The organism is Pseudomonas sp. W2Jun17, from assembly GCF_023127795.1.
In the GTDB taxonomy this organism is placed as follows: Bacteria; Pseudomonadota; Gammaproteobacteria; order Pseudomonadales; family Pseudomonadaceae; genus Aquipseudomonas; species Aquipseudomonas synxantha_A.
Genome location: NZ_SPKO01000003.1, coordinates 113,547 through 130,489 on the forward strand (window position 1 = coordinate 113,547; position 16,943 = coordinate 130,489).

The 16,943-nt window shown below is 60.0% G+C and carries 18 protein-coding genes; 11 read left to right on the top strand and 7 right to left on the bottom strand.

What is annotated here, in order from left to right:
• Positions 1–118 precede the first annotated feature (118 nt).
• From uvrD to E4O98_RS01460, 3 genes are all read left to right on the top strand, one after another.
• On the top strand, positions 119–2,302 hold the full coding sequence (uvrD, locus tag E4O98_RS01450; protein ID WP_032878654.1) for a DNA helicase II: 2,184 nt from the start codon (positions 119–121) through the stop codon (positions 2,300–2,302).
• A gap of 273 nt (positions 2,303–2,575) precedes the next feature.
• On the top strand, positions 2,576–3,445 hold the full coding sequence (locus tag E4O98_RS01455; protein ID WP_032878653.1) for a Tim44 domain-containing protein: 870 nt from the start codon (positions 2,576–2,578) through the stop codon (positions 3,443–3,445).
• A 135-nt stretch (positions 3,446–3,580) separates the two neighbouring features.
• Positions 3,581–3,988 carry an SMI1/KNR4 family protein gene (locus E4O98_RS01460; protein WP_032878652.1) on the top strand — a complete coding sequence of 136 codons (408 nt, stop codon included), beginning with the start codon at positions 3,581–3,583 and terminating at the stop codon, positions 3,986–3,988.
• A gap of 16 nt (positions 3,989–4,004) precedes the next feature.
• Here the strand turns inward: E4O98_RS01460 and E4O98_RS01465 are convergent, their stop codons facing one another.
• Positions 4,005–5,768 carry a cation:proton antiporter gene (locus E4O98_RS01465; protein WP_005792568.1) on the bottom strand — a complete coding sequence of 588 codons (1,764 nt, stop codon included), beginning with the start codon at positions 5,766–5,768 and terminating at the stop codon, positions 4,005–4,007.
• A 292-nt stretch (positions 5,769–6,060) separates the two neighbouring features.
• Between E4O98_RS01465 and E4O98_RS01470 the strand changes: the two genes are divergently transcribed.
• Entirely contained in the window at positions 6,061–6,546 is a 486-nt protein-coding gene (locus tag E4O98_RS01470; RefSeq protein WP_003195747.1) for an acyl-CoA thioesterase, read from the top strand.
• Between the two features lie 26 nt (positions 6,547–6,572).
• On the opposite strand, the gene pdxY is transcribed toward E4O98_RS01470, so the two are convergent.
• On the bottom strand, positions 6,573–7,445 hold the full coding sequence (gene pdxY, locus E4O98_RS01475) for a pyridoxal kinase PdxY (RefSeq protein ID WP_032878650.1): 873 nt from the start codon (positions 7,443–7,445) through the stop codon (positions 6,573–6,575).
• A 117-nt stretch (positions 7,446–7,562) separates the two neighbouring features.
• Between pdxY and E4O98_RS01480 the strand changes: the two genes are divergently transcribed.
• Positions 7,563–7,958 carry a DUF3301 domain-containing protein gene (locus tag E4O98_RS01480; RefSeq protein ID WP_005792570.1) on the top strand — a complete coding sequence of 132 codons (396 nt, stop codon included), beginning with the start codon at positions 7,563–7,565 and terminating at the stop codon, positions 7,956–7,958.
• On the opposite strand, the gene E4O98_RS01485 is transcribed toward E4O98_RS01480, so the two are convergent.
• From E4O98_RS01485 to dksA, 4 genes are read right to left on the bottom strand one after another with little or no spacing between them, the layout of a single operon-like run.
• Positions 7,952–8,914: a CobW-like GTP-binding protein gene (locus tag E4O98_RS01485; protein WP_103734118.1), complete on the bottom strand. Its 963-nt coding sequence runs from the start codon at positions 8,912–8,914 to the stop codon at positions 7,952–7,954. The two genes, E4O98_RS01480 and E4O98_RS01485, sit on opposite strands and share 7 nt — an antisense overlap.
• 44 nt (positions 8,915–8,958) lie before the next feature.
• Entirely contained in the window at positions 8,959–9,603 is a 645-nt protein-coding gene (locus E4O98_RS01490; RefSeq protein WP_032878648.1) for a DUF1826 domain-containing protein, read from the bottom strand.
• A complete protein-coding gene (gene zigA / locus E4O98_RS01495; RefSeq protein WP_005792573.1) occupies positions 9,603–10,808 on the bottom strand; it encodes a zinc metallochaperone GTPase ZigA in 1,206 nt (401 codons plus the stop codon). Before zigA ends, E4O98_RS01490 begins: the two co-directional genes overlap by 1 nt.
• A 27-nt stretch (positions 10,809–10,835) precedes the next feature.
• The gene (gene dksA, locus E4O98_RS01500; protein WP_148853769.1) at positions 10,836–11,240 is read right to left on the bottom strand and encodes an RNA polymerase-binding protein DksA; all 405 of its coding nucleotides are present in this window, start codon (positions 11,238–11,240) and stop codon (positions 10,836–10,838) included.
• 126 nt (positions 11,241–11,366) lie between these two features.
• On the opposite strand from dksA, the gene E4O98_RS01505 reads away from it, so the two are divergent.
• Positions 11,367–11,735 (top strand): hypothetical protein, encoded by a 369-nt coding sequence (locus tag E4O98_RS01505; RefSeq protein ID WP_032803757.1) that lies wholly within the window; start codon positions 11,367–11,369, stop codon positions 11,733–11,735.
• On the opposite strand, the gene E4O98_RS01510 is transcribed toward E4O98_RS01505, so the two are convergent.
• Positions 11,732–12,943 (bottom strand): N-acetylmuramoyl-L-alanine amidase, encoded by a 1,212-nt coding sequence (locus tag E4O98_RS01510; protein ID WP_248133975.1) that lies wholly within the window; start codon positions 12,941–12,943, stop codon positions 11,732–11,734. The two genes, E4O98_RS01505 and E4O98_RS01510, sit on opposite strands and share 4 nt — an antisense overlap.
• Positions 12,944–13,071: 128 nt before the next feature.
• On the opposite strand from E4O98_RS01510, the gene folE2 reads away from it, so the two are divergent.
• The 5 genes from folE2 to E4O98_RS01535 are packed head-to-tail and all read left to right on the top strand — an operon-like array spanning position 13,072 to position 16,940.
• Positions 13,072–13,962 carry a GTP cyclohydrolase FolE2 gene (folE2, locus tag E4O98_RS01515; protein WP_248133977.1) on the top strand — a complete coding sequence of 297 codons (891 nt, stop codon included), beginning with the start codon at positions 13,072–13,074 and terminating at the stop codon, positions 13,960–13,962.
• Positions 13,959–14,627 carry an ATP-binding cassette domain-containing protein gene (locus E4O98_RS01520; protein WP_032878643.1) on the top strand — a complete coding sequence of 223 codons (669 nt, stop codon included), beginning with the start codon at positions 13,959–13,961 and terminating at the stop codon, positions 14,625–14,627. The genes folE2 and E4O98_RS01520 overlap by 4 nt, the downstream gene beginning before the upstream one ends.
• Positions 14,627–15,493, top strand: a complete 867-nt coding sequence (locus E4O98_RS01525; protein ID WP_032878642.1) for a metal ABC transporter permease — start codon at positions 14,627–14,629, stop codon at positions 15,491–15,493. Before E4O98_RS01520 ends, E4O98_RS01525 begins: the two co-directional genes overlap by 1 nt.
• An 11-nt stretch (positions 15,494–15,504) precedes the next feature.
• Positions 15,505–16,383, top strand: a complete 879-nt coding sequence (locus E4O98_RS01530; protein WP_248133979.1) for a metal ABC transporter substrate-binding protein — start codon at positions 15,505–15,507, stop codon at positions 16,381–16,383.
• Positions 16,380–16,940 (top strand): DapH/DapD/GlmU-related protein, encoded by a 561-nt coding sequence (locus E4O98_RS01535; RefSeq protein WP_103734111.1) that lies wholly within the window; start codon positions 16,380–16,382, stop codon positions 16,938–16,940. The genes E4O98_RS01530 and E4O98_RS01535 overlap by 4 nt, the downstream gene beginning before the upstream one ends.
• Positions 16,941–16,943 lie beyond the last annotated feature (3 nt).

The following is a 16,943-nucleotide window of genomic DNA, read 5'->3' on the forward strand; positions in this document are numbered from 1 at the left end:
CCAACCGGTCATCCCGCACGACAGAATTTTTGCCCGCCGGGTGGTGTGCGAAGTGTTTTGCGTCGACCACCGGGCATTGGGATTTGCCCGAGCCCCTTTAGGCCCATAGAATGCGTCGATGCGCGATGATCTCTCTCTTTTGCTGAACTCCCTCAACGATGCCCAACGCCAGGCCGTAGCGGCCCCCGTTGGCCGTCAGTTGGTCCTGGCCGGTGCTGGCTCCGGTAAAACCCGAGTGCTGGTGCACCGTATCGCCTGGTTGATCCAGGTCGAAAACGCGTCCCCGCATTCCATCCTGTCGGTGACCTTCACCAACAAGGCCGCTGCCGAGATGCGCCATCGCATCGAGCAGTTGATGGGCATCAGCCCGGCCGGCATGTGGGTGGGTACCTTCCACGGCCTGGCGCACCGCCTGTTGCGAGCCCATTGGCAGGAAGCGGGGCTGAGCCAGACCTTCCAGATCCTCGACAGCGATGACCAGCAACGCCTGGTCAAACGGGTGATCCGCGAACTGGGCCTGGATGAACAACGCTGGCCGGCGCGTCAGGCCCAGTGGTTTATCAACGGCCAGAAAGACGAGGGCCTGCGCCCGCAACATATCCAGGCCAGCGGCGACCTGTTCCTGGCCACCATGCGCAGCATTTATGAAGCCTACGAGGCGGCCTGCGTACGCGCCGGCGTGATCGACTTCTCCGAACTGTTACTGCGCGCGCTGGACCTGTGGCGTGACAACCCCGGTTTGCTGGCACATTACCAGAAGCGCTTCCGCCACATCCTGGTGGACGAGTTCCAGGACACCAACGCCGTGCAGTACGCCTGGTTGCGCCTGCTGGCCAAGGGCGGCGACAGCCTCATGGTGGTGGGTGATGACGACCAGTCGATCTACGGCTGGCGCGGCGCGAAAATCGAGAATATCTATCAGTATTCCGAGGACTTCCCGGACGCGGTGACCATCCGTCTGGAGCAGAACTACCGCTCCACCGCCGGGATCCTCAAGGCCGCCAACGCCTTGATCGCCAACAACACCGGGCGCCTGGGCAAAGAGCTGTGGACCGATGGCGGCGAAGGCGAAGCGATCAACCTGTATGCCGCGTTCAACGAACACGATGAAGCACGCTACGTGGTGGAAACCATCGAAAGCGCGCTGAAAACCGGGCTGGCCCGTAGCGATATCGCGATTCTGTACCGCTCCAACGCCCAATCGCGGGTGCTGGAAGAAGCCTTGCTGCGCGAGCGTATCCCGTACCGCATCTACGGCGGCCAGCGTTTCTTCGAACGTGCCGAAATCAAGAACGCCATGGCCTACCTGCGCTTGCTCGAAGGCCGTGGTAACGACGCGGCGCTGGAGCGGGTGATCAATATCCCGGCCCGCGGCATTGGCGAGAAAACCGTTGAAGCGATCCGCGACCATGCACGCCATGCCGATGTGTCGATGTGGGAAGCCATGCGTTTGCTCATCGCCAACAAAGGCTTGACCGGCCGTGCGGCCGGGGCGCTGGGTGTGTTTGTCGAGCTGATCGAGAACCTGGCCGCCAAGTGCGCAGAAATGCCCCTGCACCTGATGACCCAGACCGTGATCGAGCAGTCCGGCCTGATCGCCTACCACGAGGCGGAAAAAGGCGAGAAAGGCCAGGCCCGGGTAGAAAACCTTGAGGAACTGGTCAGCGCTGCCCGCGCCTTTGAAAACACCGAGGAAGATGAAGAGCTGACGCCGCTCGCCGCCTTCCTGGGTCATGCATCACTGGAAGCCGGCGATACCCAGGCCGATGAGCATGAAGACAGCATCCAGTTGATGACCTTGCACAGCGCCAAGGGCCTGGAATTCCCCTATGTGTTCCTGGTGGGCATGGAAGAAGGCCTGTTCCCCCACAAGATGAGCCTGGAAGAGCCCGGCCGCCTTGAAGAAGAGCGCCGCCTGGCCTACGTGGGCATTACCCGGGCGATGCAGAACCTGGTGATGACCTACGCGGAGACCCGGCGCCTGTATGGCAGCGAGACCTACAACAAGGTGTCGCGTTTCGTACGTGAAGTGCCGAAAGGCTTGATCCAGGAAGTGCGCCTGTCCAACAGCGTCAGTCGCCCGTTCGGGGGCGGCCAGCAGCAGAACTCCAGCACTATGTTTGCCGGTTCCGAGATTCCTGAAACCCCGTTCAGCCTTGGCCAGCAGGTCAAACATGCGATCTTCGGCGAAGGTGTGATCCTCAATTTCGAAGGCGCCGGTGCACAGGCCCGGGTGCAGGTGAACTTCGCCGAAGGCAGCAAGTGGCTGATGATGGGTTACGCGAAGCTCGAAGCGGTCTGAAGCGAGCTGTTTGTGGCGAGGCAGCTCGCCCGTTTTTTGGGGCTGCTGCGAAGCCCAGCGGGAGCAAGCTCCCTCGCCACAAGAAACACTGCGTAACATGAAGATTATTGGCCCACCCTTGTTTTAGAAGAGCACGGGCCAATATCTGTAGTTAGTCCTACAGACCCTTCGGATTTGGTCTTACGCAAAAGCCCGAAACATTATGCCGCTAGCCACTGCCACGACACCTGTGCAACATGGCGCGCGTGCAATCCACAAATGGGAATTCCCTTTATGAAACGTTTTCTTAGCATCGCCATGGCGTTGTGCATCGGCTTGACGATGAGCCTGGACGCCAACGCCAAACGCTTCGGTGGCGGCAAAAGCTCTGGCGCAGCGCCGACTCACCAAACCAGTCAAATGGCTCCCTCCGCCGGTGCCGGCGGTGCTGCCGCAACTGCGGGTGCAGCCGGTGCGGCTGGCGCTGCTGCCAAGGCCGGCGGTGCTTCGCGCTGGTTGGGCCCTCTGGCCGGTATCGCCGCCGGTGGCCTGCTCGCGTCCATGTTCATGGGCGGCGGCTTCCAGGGCATGCAGATCTTCGACATCCTGATCCTGGCCGTCATCGCCTTCGTGATCTTCCGCTTTATCGCTGCCCGTCGCCGCAAGCAGCAGGAGCACCTTGCTCCAGCCGGCGCGCCGATGCAGCGTGAAGTGTTCGAGCAGAAGCCAGCCATGGGTTCGATCTTCGGTGGTTCGGCAGCACCTGCCGCCGCCCGTCCGGTGATCAATGCTCCGGCCTGGTTCAACGAAGAGCGTTTCGTCGAAGCGGCCCGCAGCCACTTCCAGTCCCTGCAACAGCACTGGGACGCTAACGAAATGGACAAGATTGCCGAGTTCGTTACTCCGCAACTGCTGGAGTTCCTCAAGCGCGAACGCGCCGAGATCGGCGATGCGTTCCAGTCGACCTACATCGACGACCTGCGCGTACAGCTTGAAGGTGTGGATGATCGTGCCGACAAGACTATCGCCACCCTGACCTTCAGCGGCGTGTCGAAGTCGTCGCGTTTCGACCAGGGCGAAGTGTTCAGCGAAAGCTGGAACATGGAACGTGCTCAGGGCGAGAACCAGCCATGGCTGGTCGCCGGTATCCGCCAGAACAGCTGATACTCACGCGTTTGAGCAAGCGGTAACAAAAACCCCGGACATGTCCGGGGTTTTCTATTTCACGGTTGCACTTATAGCGAGCTACTGTATAAAACGCCCCTATAAACCGCGCCATCTAGCAAGAGGATCCCGGCCGTGGAAGAAATCATCGAACAATTGCGTGAAGCCAACGAACCGGTCCCGGTTCCTTTGGAGCTGCCTGACGAAGACCAACTGGTGGAAGTTGAAGAACAGCTGTTCATCAATATTCCGTTCGTCTTTAAGGAATTCCTGCTGACCGTCAGTGATGTGGTGTACGGCAGCTTGGAGCCAGTGACCATTACTGACCCGGGCTCCCATACCTACCTGCCTGAAGTGGCTGCAAACGCCTGGGACCTTGGTGTACCTCGTGAGCTGATCCCAATCTGCCAAGACGGTGACGACTACTACTGCGTCGAAGAAGACGGCACCGTGGTGCTGTGGTCTGGCGAAGAAGAAATCGTCACCGAAGAATCCTGGGAATCGGTGTGGCACTGGGCGCGGGACGTCTGGCTGGAAAGCTGAGTCCCACACCCAACCTTTAGTGCTCCGGCGTATCCTTGTGGTTATCTAATGTTTCCAACAAGGCCACCTGCATCCGCGTATGCACCCGGATAAACCAGCGCCAGAGCACCGCAGCCACTGCCGCCGTGACCACGGCGATCAGCACCAGCAACTTGTTGGTCGGCAGAATGCTGGCCGACAAGGCTGCCAGTAGCAGGAAGATCACCAGCAGCGAGAGCAGCGGAATCAGCTCCGCGATCACCCTTCGCACACGCTGGGTATGCCGCCCGGCCATCTCCGGCTTCACACTCATCTCGGCCAGCAACATCGACAGTGCCTTGAGCTTGCGATACGCCGCAATCAGGAACGGCAGCGACAACAGCAGCGCCCCGCCCCAGATCAACGCCTTCTGCCAGCTCTGATCACTGATCCAGCCTTCCAGATACCCGCCGATGCGCGCCGCGAAAAAACTGCCGGCGAAGAAGATCGCGATCACCAGTGCCAGATTCACCCCGACTTGCAGGATGATCTTGCGGATCATCGACGCCAGCATTGCACCCTCGCCCTGGGGCTGGATGCTGCGCAGCCATTCGCCATACAGTCCGAATACCCGGCTCATGCGCTTGGGCATTACCGCTGCGATCTTCAACGACAGCGGGTCAGCCCCGCGAATCAGGTAGGGGGTGAGCAAGGTCGTGATTGCCGAAACAGCCACGGCCACCGGGTACAGGAAGTCGCTGGTCACCTGCAAAGTCATCCCCAGCGCTGCGATGATGAAAGAAAATTCGCCAATCTGTGACAGCCCCATACCGACCCGCAACGAAGTACGACCATCATTGCCCGCGATAAAAGCGCCCAGGCCACAGGAGAGCATTTTGCCCAGTACCACAGCCACGGTGATCACGGCGATCGGCCACGCGTATTGCAGCAAGATCTGCGGGTCGATCATCAAGCCAATTGCCACAAAGAAGATCGCGCTGAACATGTCGCGAACGGGTTCGATCAAGCGCTCAATCTTAATCAACTGACGGGATTCAGCCATGATCGCGCCAATCAGGAAGGCGCCGAGCACCATGCTGTACTCCAGCTTCACCACCAGCAGGCAGAAGCCGAAACACAGGCCCAATACGGTGATCAGCAGCATTTCGTTGCTTTCAAACTTGGCCACGTAGGCCAGCAGGCGCGGCACCAGCAAAATGCCGATCACCAGCGCGACGATCATGAACAGTGAGAGTTTGCCGACCGTGGAGAACACTTCGCCTGAGCTGACCGTGCCACTGACGGCGATGCTCGACAGCAGGGCAATGATGCCGATGCCGAGAATGTCCTCGACGATCAATACCCCGAAAATCAGCTGGGCGAAACGCTGGTCTTTCATCTTCAGGTCATTGAGGGCCTTGACGATGATGGTGGTCGAGGAGATCGCCAGGATCGCGCCGAGGAACAGCGAGTCCATGGTGCTCCAGTCGAACCAGCGGCCAATCTCATAGCCGATCCAGATCATCAGGACGATTTCCAGGAAGGCCGCGATAAACGCCGTGGCGCCCACCTTGAACAGCTTGCGCAGGCTGAACTCCAGGCCCAGGCAGAACATCAGGAAAATCACCCCTAGCTCAGCCAGGGTCTTGATCGTGTCTTCATCGTGGATCAGGCCAAACGGCGGGGTATGCGGCCCGATAATAAAGCCAGCGACGATGTAGCCCAGCACCACCGGCTGCTTGAGGCGGTGAAACAGGATGGTCACAACCCCTGCCACCAGCATGATCACGGCCAGGTCCTGGATAAAGCTGATGGCGTGCATGGCGAGGGACTCCTTGAGGTACCAGCGCTTTTCCCACTTCCGGCCGCCTTTGTACGGTCGCAAAGAGCGGAAGGAAAAGTCTGCCTTGATCGTAAGAAATGCCCTGAGATGGGCTTTTGAAGGTTAACACCGCGACTTCTGCTGAAAAGCCGGTGCAATATATGGAAACAGATCGATGCACGCGTGACGGCAAGCTGCCCACCAGCGTCCCGTTAGGGATGGCGCTGCAAAGACTCCAGCACCCGCAAAGGTGCCCTCCCCCCAACCAATGCCTACAACCCGTGAGTGTGCTATGGAACCCGGAAACGCCCAGCTGTCGATGACGGTACTGATGACCCCTGACATGGCTAACTTCTCAGGCAATGTCCACGGCGGCACGCTGCTCAAGTACCTCGACGAAGTGGCCTACGCCTGCGCCAGCCGTTATGCCGGTCGTTATGTGGTCACGCTGTCGGTGGACCAGGTGATTTTTCGCGAACCGATCCATGTCGGTGAACTGGTGACTTTCCTCGCGTCGGTCAACTACACCGGCAATACGTCGATGGAAGTGGGCATCAAGGTGGTGACCGAGAACATCCGTGAACGCTCGGTGCGCCATACCAACAGCTGTTTCTTTACCATGGTGGCCGTGGACGACCAGCGCAAACCTGCCGCCGTGCCGCCGCTGCAACCGCAGAACAGCGAGGACAAGCGCCGCTTTGTGCAGGCCCAGCAGCGTCGGCAGATTCGTCAGGAGCTGGAAAAGCGTTACCGGGAGATCAAAGCCGACGCGCCGTAATTTGTAAACCCACGGGCTCCCTGTGCTTACAAACTGATCGGTGTGGCTTCGAAGCGCACACGAGGGTGGGCAATACGGTCCTGGGCCCGCACCAGTTCCAGTTCATAACTGGCGCAGGCCTGGGTCTCCAGTAACACTTCATGCACCGCTGCGGCGGTGAATTCAAAGGCTGCCACCAGGCTATCGCCCAACAGCACCCGCGCCAGGAACAGGCCCGACGTCAGGTCACCCACACCCACCGGCTGACGCGGGAACGCCAGCAGCGGCCGACGCAAGTGCCAACTGCCCTCAGCCGTCACCAACAGCATTTCAAAACCTTCCGGCAGTTTGCCTGGGTAATCCAGGTGCTTGACCAGCACCGCTTTGGGCCCGCGGGCCAGCAACGCCTTGGCCATGGCCAGGCAATCAAACAGCGATTGCGGCTTGCGCCCGGCAAAGCTGTCCAGTTCCAGTTGGTTGGGGCACAGGAAATCTGCCATGGCCGCAGCCTCATCGAGCAGGAAATCGCTGACCTCCTGTGGCACGATGCAACCCTTTTCCGGGTGGCCCATCACCGGGTCGCACAGGTACAGCGCCTTCGGATTGATCGCTTTGATACGGGCCACGCCGCTAAGGATTGCACGGCCCTGATCGGCGCTGCCCAGGTAGCCGGACAGCACCGCGTCACAGTTGCCCAGCTCACCAATCGCGGCAATGCCTTCTACCAGGGCCGGAATCTGCTGCGGCGCCAACACTTCGCCCGCCCACTGTCCATACTGAGTGTGGTTGGAGAACTGCACCGTATTGAGCGGCCAGACATTCACTCCCACACGCTGCATGGGGAACACGGCGGCGCTGTTTCCGGCGTGGCCAAAGACCACATGAGACTGGATCGCAAGCAGATGAGGTGTGCGTTTCATGCGGGAGATTTCCGTAAAGCCGTTGAAATTCTGGCCGCGCAGTATGCGACTAAACGCAGCCTGTACGACAGACCGGCGACGCAGTTAAGCTGCTCTCACTTTGTTGGAGTTCATGGAATGCTGACCCTGGGAAACATCTTCGTGCTGATGCTGCTGGCGACTGGCGCCGCCTGGGTTTGGCACAACCACGGCCTGCGTGAGCGGGCACTGGAGCGGGTCAAGCAGCATTGCGCCAAGCTTGATATCGAATTGCTCGATGGTGCGGTTGCGCTCAAACGCATTGGTTTCGTCAAGGATGCCAATGGCCGGCGGCGCCTGGCACGCGTCTATAATTTCGAATTCACCGTGACCGGGGAGACCCGCCATGCCGGGACGATCACCCAATTCGGCGCCCACAGTGCGCAGATCGAACTGGCACCCTACCCGTTCGAAGCCAAGGAACCACTGCCTAGCGCCGAAGTGATCGAATTGAGCCAATGGCGCCAGGACCACGCCACCAAGAACCGTCAGTAGCGGCAGGCTGCCAGCGCCGCCTGCAATGCGGCCACGTCCCGTGGTTCGCTGAAGATCAATTCGATACGTGAATCCCGTCGCCATTCGCTAGGTTGCCAGGTTAAAACGCTGTTATCCACAGCGTTGGCCGAGACCCAGTCTTCGCCGCTGTGGATAACCAGTTTGGCACGATGCCAGTCGAGGCTTGATAGCCAGCGATGCAGACGGCTGACATCAAATTGCTGGCTGGGGTGCCATCGCCAGCCGATACTCCACCCCCCCTCCTGGCCCTGGCTCAAACAGATGGGCAAGGCAGGATCGCTCCAGATGGCCGGCATTTGCGCGAGGCCTTCAGGCGCCGCCAAGTTATCCACAGCCGCTTGGGCCTGCGCATTCAAGCCCGGCAACTGGTCGATTGGCAGCTGAGCCTGGCGTGTCCAGTAAATCGCGCAATCGGGTAACTGCCGTTCAATCGCCTGACGCTGCGCGGCATTCAGGGCCTCATCCTTGTTCAACACCAGCAGGCCAGCACTTGCCAGCGCCGCTTGCTGTGCCTGCGGCAAGGGCTTGCCTGCTGCCAACGCCTGGGCATCCAGCACCAGCACGCTGGGCTGCACGGCCAGCACGTCTTGCCATGGCGCTTCCCGTAGTTGTTTGAGCAACTGCGCGGGATGACCCAAACCCGAAGGTTCGATAAACAGCCGATCCGGTTTGGCCTTACGCAGCAAACGGCCCAGGCCTACCTGGAACGGTGCACCATTCACACAGCACAGGCAGCCACCCGCTACCTCGCCCAAGGCGACGCCGTCAGCGTCTTGAGTCAACAAGGCAGCGTCCAGGCCGATCTGGCCAAATTCGTTGATCAGCACCGCCCAACGCTCGTTGGCCGGGCGCTGAGCGAGCAGGTGCTTGATCAGGCTGGTCTTGCCGGCGCCCAATGGGCCGGCAATCACATGGGTGGGTATGTTCTGCAACATTGGAAACATCATTCTGGCCGTGTAGAGCGTTTGATCCTACGCGGTTACGCCAGCCAATCCAGCGTCAGGATCAACCGGCGCTCATCGGCCTTGAGCGCTGGCGAACGATGGATCAGGCCATGCCCTTCGTTACCGTGCCATTTGGTGCCCTTGAGCAGCGCCACCTCACCGCAGTGGATCTGCTCGATACGCTCGGTAGGTTCGGCGTCCGCCTGGCTCAGTTTGCGGCGATCCATCACACCTTCGCGCAACCATTGGCTGCCGATACCGGCATAGGTGGTGATCAGCCGAACCGGCACATGATCAACGTGAAAACGCGGGCACATGGCCTTGTCCAACAGCCGCAAACGTACGCCAATACGCTTGGCGCCGAGCAGGCAGGCAAATGCACTGACCAGCCATGACACATCGGCGATAAAACCTTCGTAACCCTCAAGATCGCGACAACTGGATGCCAGACCCTGCAAGTTCGGCACGGCGTCCTCGTTGTCGAGCTCAATCACCAGGGATTCGGCGAGCGGCTCATTGAGCGCCACCAGCAAGGCGCCGAACTCGGCGATATGCAGGGGCAACTGACGTTGCCACAGCGCCAGGTTGACGCCATCTTCGAGGATATCGGACAGTGCCAACGGAGTTTGCCCACACGTCTGGCGGATCACGGGGCGCAGGGGGATAACCGGGGCCAGCATCAGGCGACCTGCTCATACCAAGGGCCGAAAGGATCAGGCAGCTGGCGCCAACCTTCGACACCCAGGGCCATTTCTTCATCATTGAGCAAGCAGGCATCCAGTTCCGCACGCATCAGGTTGAAGTCGATGTTTTGCCCGATAAACACCAGCTCCTGGCGGCAGTCCCCGGTGCTCAGTTGCCAGTTGCCCATGATCGCCGCCACGCTTTCCTCGTCCTGGGGCCATTGGCTTTTGGGCACAAAGCGCCACCAGCGTCCGGCAAAGCCATGGCGCATCAAGCCACCAGCCTGGGACCAACTGCCGGCGTCCTGATGTTTGCTGGCCAACCAGAAGAAGCCCTTGGAGCGCAACAGTTTGCCGTTCACCCAAGGGCGATCGATAAAGTCGAAAAACCGCTGTGGATGGAAGGGGCGGCGCGCACGGTAAGCGGTGGAGGCAATACCGTATTCTTCGGTTTCCGGTACATGCTCACCGCGCAGCTCCTGCAACCAACCCGGCGCCTGGGCAGCGCGTTCGAAGTCGAAACGGCCGGTGTTGAGGATCTTGTGCAGCGCCACCTCGCCCATGACCATCGGGATGATTTCCGCCTGGGCGTTGAGGCGCTCGAGGATGGCCATCAATTCTTCACGCTCGCGGCTGCTGATCAGGTCGATTTTGCTGATCAGGATGACGTCGGCGAATTCGATCTGTTCGATCAACAGGTCAGTGATAGAGCGCTCATCTTCTTCACCCAGCGTTTCGCCGCGGGAAGCCAGGCTTTCGGCGGCCTGGTAGTCGAGCAGAAAGTTCATGCCATCGACCACGGTAACCATGGTGTCCAGGCGTGCAATGTCGGCCAGGCTTTGCTCGTTTTCATCGCGAAATGTGAAGGTTTCGGCCACGGGCAGCGGCTCGGAGATACCGGTGGATTCGATCAGCAGATAATCGAAACGCCCTTCCTTGGCGAGCTTGGCGACTTCTTCCAGCAAGTCTTCACGCAAGGTGCAGCAGATGCAGCCGTTGCTCATCTCCACCAGTTTTTCTTCGGCACGATTGAGCGTGACGTCGCGCTGCACCTCGCTGCCGTCGATGTTGATTTCACTCATGTCGTTGACGATCACCGCCACCCGCAGGTTGTCGCGGTTGCGCAGGACATAGTTGAGCAGTGTGCTTTTACCGGCGCCGAGAAAGCCGGACAACACGGTCACGGGGAGACGATTGGGCATCAGGTATTCCTCATCAGGGTTGGCCGGTCAAACTGCCCGTTTATGGCGTTCGCGCAGCTCTTCACGTTCTTTGGCTTCGATACACAGGGTTGCGGTGGGGCGCAGCAGCAGGCGTTGCAGGCCGATGGGCTCGCCGGTTTCACGGCACCATCCGTATTCACCGCGGGCCAGCAGCTCCAGGGCATCGTCGATCTTGTCCAACAGCTTTTTTTCCCGCTCCAGTAGGCGCAACTGCCACTGGCGCTGCTCTTCAGCGCTGCCGATATCCGCCAGGTCGCTATTGGTTTCCTGCTCGCGCAGCGCCTGGAACTCAGCGTCGATACGCGCTTGCAGTTCATTGCGCTGAGCCAGCAGCAGCTCGCGGAAGAAGCGCTGTTGGGCTTCATTCATGTAGTCAGCAGCCGGTTGGGCCAGCAATTCTTGTTCGGTCATGGGAAACGGTTCACGGGTGGGGCTGTGCATTTATGTTATAGTATAACAATACAAATAAGCCAACTTCCCTTGCTCCTCACGACGAAGGGCGCAATGCTTGATCACTTTCGCCCCCCGAGAAACACGATGAGATACGTGCTGTGCGCCCTGCTATTGGCAACCGCAGGACCTGCCTGCGCCCAAGTCCCAAGCCCGTTGGCCAACTGCACCCGCAGCGCCACCCTGCTGGCTTGCGTGGACCCGCTGGGCAATGCCTACAGCGTGGCGACTGCGGGCAACATCACTTACCTGCGCGGTTTCGAAGTGATCGGCAAACGCTATTGGGCACAGACCAATAGCCGCTACGGGCAACTGACGTTCTTCACCGGGTTGGCATCGGATGGCGAGGCGTGGGTTGGCTACACACGTCGCGTGGGCTGGACCACCATCAACCGGTTTTCCAGTTCAGGCGGCGCCAGCGCCAAGTTCACCTGTAACCGAATGACCGGCTGTTAAGCCTGGGTTTTCTGCTGTTCCTGCACCCAAGCCATGTAACTGTTGATGGGCGGGTTCTTCTGGAAGTACTGTTTCAACCCTTCAAAAAGCCGATCCGCCACCGCTTGTTGATGACGCGCCGTCACCAGCCGCTGGGCGTCCCGTGCATTGGAGATAAACCCGGTCTCCACCAGGATCGAAGGCACGTCCGGTGACTTGAGCACCGCGAACCCTGCCTGTTCCACCCGCTTCTGATGCAGGCTGGTGATGCTTTGCAGGCTGCCCAATACCGCGCTGCCCAGTTGCAGGCTGGAGGCGATGGTGGCGTTCATGGACATGTCGAGGATTACTCCGGCCAGCATCGGGTCCTTGTCCTTCAAATTGAGTAACGTCGTGGCGCCCAAGAGGTCTGCGCCGTTCTCGCGCTGGGCCATGAACCGCGCCGTGGCAGAGGTGGCACCGCCTTGCGACAACGCATACACCGAAGCGCCCGATGCAGTAAGCCGTGGCGCGGCGTCGGCGTGCACCGAGATGAACATATCGGCTTTGTGCTTGCGGGCGATGTCCACGCGCTTGCGCAGCGGTACGAAGAAGTCGTCGTTGCGCACCAGCTTTACGGCAAAACCTTTTTCACGTTTCAAACGTTTCGCCAGCAACTGGGCGATCGACAGCACCACATTTTTTTCGCGCTGGCCCTTGGAGCCGACGGCGCCCGGGTCTTTGCCGCCATGGCCGGGGTCAACCACCACAATGATGTCGCGTTTGGGATGCGCCTTGTCCGCCGGCACCACCAAGGGCGCGGGTTCAGCAGCGATTTGACGGCGCGCGCGCGTGGCGTTGGTCAGGTCCAATACCAGGCGATGGCCTTGGCCATGCTGGGGCGGCAGCACAAAACTGTTGAGCTGCATCGGCGCGACCAAATCCAGGACGATACGCGTATCGCTCTTGCCGAAATGCCCGGAGCGGATCGAGGTAATCCCACTGTTCTTCAGCGCCAGTTGGGAAAAGTCGCCGCTGAGGCCGGCGCCACTCAAGTCGATGATCAGGCGGTCCGGCGACGTCAGGGAGAACGTCTTGTATTGCAGCGGGCCGCTAAGGTCGAACACCAGCCGCAGCTTATCGTCCGAACGCCACAGCCGCGCATTGCGGATCTGCGTGGCGTAGGCCCCCAAAGGCAACGTGAACAAGGGGCTGACAAGCAGTAGGTTAAGGAGCTGACGTCTGTACATGACATATACCGCAGATAAAGGAGCATCCCTACTCGACAGGACTGAACAAAGGCTGGGACAGAAATTTCATCGTGGCAGTTATTGTTATACTATAACATGACTAATCATTTCCAACGATGGACCTGCTCATGAATGCGCTGACTCTGCCGGATATCGCCGCGCAGGCTTCACGCCAAGCCTTGCCACTCGACTGGGTGGGCATGTGCGGCATTGCCCTACCTGTGTTGCTCGGCGGCCAACACCTGGCCGCTACCGCCGATGCGGGCGTAAGCCTGAACGACGGCACGGCCCGTGGCATTCATATGTCACGCCTCTACCTGGCGTTGGAAATGCTCGAACAGCAACCCCTTACATCTGCACTTTTGCGTAATGTACTGCAGCGTTTTCTCGACACACATGAAGATTTATCTAAGAACGCCTACCTGCGTATTCACACAAATCTGTTGTTAAAGCGCCCTGCGCTGGTCAGCCCTTTGGAGGGTTGGAAAAGCTATCCGGTCAGCATCGAAGCGCGTCTGGAAAATCAGATGTTCCACGTGGAACTAAAAATTGACGTTACTTATTCCTCAACGTGCCCTTGCTCCGCTGCCCTGGCCAGACAGCTGATTCAGCAGCAGTTTCTCGAAGATTTTGCCCACACATCTCTGCAGCATGAAGACGTGTTGAGCTGGCTGGGCAGCGCCCACGGTATTGTGGCCACGCCCCATAGCCAACGCAGTACCGCGCAGTTAAACGTTCAGCTGCAGGGTGACGATCTGGCGATAGTCGACTTGATCAACGCTGCCGAAGCAGCTCTGGGCACTGCCGTACAAACCGCTGTGAAACGTGCGGATGAACAAGCGTTCGCCCTGGCTAACGGACAGAACCTCATGTTCTGCGAAGATGCCGCTCGCCGCTTGAACCTCGCCTTGAAGCGCTCGGATGCCGTCAAAGCCTTCCACCTCAAAGTGATCCACGCTGAAAGCCTGCACGCCCACGATGCGGTGGCAGAAAGCCGTTGGACGAGAGACTTTGCATGATTACCTGCCATGCTTTGCGCTGGGGCGCCCCCGGCCAACCACTGACGCCGGCGCTGAACCTGACGCTGGAAAAAGGTAGCCTCACAGGGATTATCGGCGCCAATGGCACCGGCAAGAGCAGCCTGGTCAAAGTGATCGCCGGGTTGCAAAAGCCGCTGACGGGCAAGGTGCGTGTCGATGTTCCACGTCGCGGCGGCTTGTCGTTCTTGCCCCAGCAACAGCACCTGGATCGTCAGTTTCCGATCAGTTTGCAAGAGTTGGTGGCTGCCGGCTTCTGGGGCACCCAGCTGAATTCACATGAACGCAACGAGCGCCTGCACGCCGTATTGGACGACTGGTGTCTCAGCGGTTTGGAACAGCGCCCGCTGATGGCGTTATCCGGTGGCGAACTGCAACGCGCCCTGCTCGCCCGTATGAGCCTGGCCGACTCCCCCATCCTGCTGCTCGACGAACCCCACGCCGCCCTCGACGAAGACGGCCAGGCACTGTGCTGGAAACACATCCATACCTGGCACAACCAAGGCCGCACGCTGGTGGTCGTCTGTCATGACTTGGCGTCCGTGCGTCACCACACCCAGCACGTGCTGCAGCTTAAAAACACCGGCTGCGTGTTCGGCCCCAGCAAAGAGCTGATCCGCCCGCAACCACAGATGCAGGTGGCCTGATGCACCTCACCGCTCACCTGTGGATGCCATTTCAGGATTTCGTGTTTATGCGCCGCGCACTGATCGGCGGGTTGGTGCTTGCATGTAGCACCGCCCCCTTGGGCGTGTTCCTGATCCTGCGACGCATGAGCCTGATCGGTGACGCCGTGGCTCACGGCATTCTGCCGGGCGCCGCACTGGGCTTCTGGCTCGCAGGGCTAAGCCTGCCCGCCCTGACCCTCGGCGGCCTCGGCGCAGGCCTGAGCATGGCCGGCCTGGCGGCGTGGATCACCCGCCGCACCGGCCTGCGCGAAGACGCCAGCCTCGCCGCCATCTACCCCATTTCGCTCGCGGCCGGAGTACTGATCCTTGGCATCGCCGGCAAACGCTTGGACCTGCTGCACCTGTTATTCGGCTCCGCCCTGGCCGTGGACGAAACCACACTGACCGGAATGCTCTGGGTGTCCAGCTTCAGCCTGATCGCCATGGCACTGATCTACAAACCCCTGCTGCTCGACACCCTTGACCCGCTGTTCCTGCAAACCGTCAGCCGCCTTGGCCCACTGGCCCACGGCCTGTTCCTGACCCTGGTGGTGCTGAACCTGGTGATCGGTTTTCAAGCCATCGGCGCACTGATGGTGGTGGGTTTGATGATGCTGCCGGCCATCGCTTCACGCTTCTGGAGCCGACGCCTGCCGGTGTTGATCGCAGTATCGGCGGTGCTGGGATGCCTGTCGGTGTGGCTGGGTTTGCTGCTGTCGTTCTACTACTCACTGCCCAGCGGCCCGGCGATCGTGTTGGTGGCGGGCGCTGGATATGTGTTGTCCGTGGTATTCGGTCCGGTGCATGGCTTATTGCGCCGCCCACCTTTGCCTACATCCTCATGAGGTGTTTCCCGATGCGCGCTCTTCTTGTGTTGTTCAGTCTGTTGCTGCCGCTGTCGATGGCTCACGCCGCAGACAAACTCCAGGTAGTCACCAGCTTCAGTATTCTCGATGACATCACCCACCAGATCGGTGGCGACCATATTCAGATCAGCAACATGGTCGGCCCGGACGACGATGCTCATACCTATGAACCCACACCGGATGACGCCAAAGCGCTGCTCAAGGCCAAGGTCATCATCAAGAACGGTCTAGGTTTCGAGCCGTGGCTGGATCGCCTGGTCACCAGCACTGAAACCACCGCTACGGTCGTCACCGCCAGCAAAGGCGTGATCTCGCACACCATGGAGGAAGACGGCGAGACCATTCCCGACCCACACGCCTGGCACAACCTGGCCAACGCCGAAATTTATGTGAGCAACATCACCAAGGCATTGGTGACCGCCGACCCTGCCAATAAAACCGACTACCTGCGCAACAGCCAGGCTTACCTTAAGCAAATCCACAGCCTGCTGGCTGAGGCCAAAGCCAAGTTCGCTGCACTGCCTTCAGGCAACCGCCGCATCGTCACCTCCCATGACGCCTTCGGCTATTTGGGCCAGGCGTATGGCATCCAATTCCTCGCGCCCCAGGGCTTGTCTACCGAGCGTGACCCGTCGGCCGCCGAAGTCGCCGCGCTGATCACCCAGATCCGTAAAGACAAGGTCAAAGCCGTGTTTATCGAAAACATCAAGGACTCGCGCCTGCTCAAGCAGATTGCCGATGAAAGCGGCGCGCAGATAGGCGGCACGCTGTACTCCGACGCCCTCGCCGCTCAAGGCCCGGCCAGCACCTTTATCGGGCTGTTCGAATACAACCTGAACACCCTGTGCGCGGCGTTGAGCAAACCATGATCCGCAAAAACCCTTCAGGTGACCTGCCGATCATTGCCGAGTCAGCCTACGTCGACAAGACCGCGATCATCTGCGGCAAGGTCATCATCGGCGAGAACGTCTTCGTCGGCCCCTACGCCGTGATCCGCGCCGACGAAGTCGATGCCAGCGGCGCCATGGACCCGATCACGATCGGCGCGAACTCCAACATCCAGGACGGTGTGGTGATCCACTCCAAGTCCGGCGCGGCGGTGACTATTGGCGAGTTCACCTCTATCGCCCACCGTTCCATCGTCCATGGCCCCTGCACAGTTGGCGACCGCGTGTTCATCGGCTTCAACAGCGTGCTGTTCAATTGCGCCGTCGGCGATGGCTGCGTGGTGCGCCACAACTCGGTGGTCGATGGCCGCGACCTGCCCGCGGCCTTCTACGTGCCCTCCACCACCCGCATCGGGCCTAACACCGACCTGTCGCAATTCCCGCCGGTGAGTGTCAGTGCCTCGGAGTTTTCCGAAGACGTGGCACGCACCAACGTCGACCTGGTGCGCGGCTACAAAGCCTTGCAAAACGAGTTCTGAACC

Bases quoted from the DNA above. Each gene is read 5' to 3' on its own strand.
- uvrD (WP_032878654.1), top strand. From the start codon at position 119: ATGCGCGATGATCTCTCTCTTTTGCTGAACTCCCTCAACGATGCCCAA.
- E4O98_RS01455 (WP_032878653.1), top strand. From the start codon at position 2,576: ATGAAACGTTTTCTTAGCATCGCCATGGCGTTGTGCATCGGCTTGACG.
- E4O98_RS01465 (WP_005792568.1), bottom strand. From the start codon at position 5,768: ATGCACGCCATCAGCTTTATCCAGGACCTGGCCGTGATCATGCTGGTG.
- E4O98_RS01470 (WP_003195747.1), top strand. From the start codon at position 6,061: ATGGAACCCGGAAACGCCCAGCTGTCGATGACGGTACTGATGACCCCT.
- pdxY (WP_032878650.1), bottom strand. From the start codon at position 7,445: ATGAAACGCACACCTCATCTGCTTGCGATCCAGTCTCATGTGGTCTTT.
- E4O98_RS01480 (WP_005792570.1), top strand. From the start codon at position 7,563: ATGCTGACCCTGGGAAACATCTTCGTGCTGATGCTGCTGGCGACTGGC.
- E4O98_RS01485 (WP_103734118.1), bottom strand. From the start codon at position 8,914: ATGTTGCAGAACATACCCACCCATGTGATTGCCGGCCCATTGGGCGCC.
- E4O98_RS01490 (WP_032878648.1), bottom strand. From the start codon at position 9,603: ATGCTGGCCCCGGTTATCCCCCTGCGCCCCGTGATCCGCCAGACGTGT.
- zigA (WP_005792573.1), bottom strand. From the start codon at position 10,808: ATGCCCAATCGTCTCCCCGTGACCGTGTTGTCCGGCTTTCTCGGCGCC.
- dksA (WP_148853769.1), bottom strand. From the start codon at position 11,240: ATGACCGAACAAGAATTGCTGGCCCAACCGGCTGCTGACTACATGAAT.
- E4O98_RS01505 (WP_032803757.1), top strand. From the start codon at position 11,367: ATGAGATACGTGCTGTGCGCCCTGCTATTGGCAACCGCAGGACCTGCC.
- E4O98_RS01510 (WP_248133975.1), bottom strand. From the start codon at position 12,943: ATGTACAGACGTCAGCTCCTTAACCTACTGCTTGTCAGCCCCTTGTTC.
- folE2 (WP_248133977.1), top strand. From the start codon at position 13,072: ATGAATGCGCTGACTCTGCCGGATATCGCCGCGCAGGCTTCACGCCAA.
- E4O98_RS01520 (WP_032878643.1), top strand. From the start codon at position 13,959: ATGATTACCTGCCATGCTTTGCGCTGGGGCGCCCCCGGCCAACCACTG.
- E4O98_RS01525 (WP_032878642.1), top strand. From the start codon at position 14,627: ATGCACCTCACCGCTCACCTGTGGATGCCATTTCAGGATTTCGTGTTT.
- E4O98_RS01530 (WP_248133979.1), top strand. From the start codon at position 15,505: ATGCGCGCTCTTCTTGTGTTGTTCAGTCTGTTGCTGCCGCTGTCGATG.
- E4O98_RS01535 (WP_103734111.1), top strand. From the start codon at position 16,380: ATGATCCGCAAAAACCCTTCAGGTGACCTGCCGATCATTGCCGAGTCA.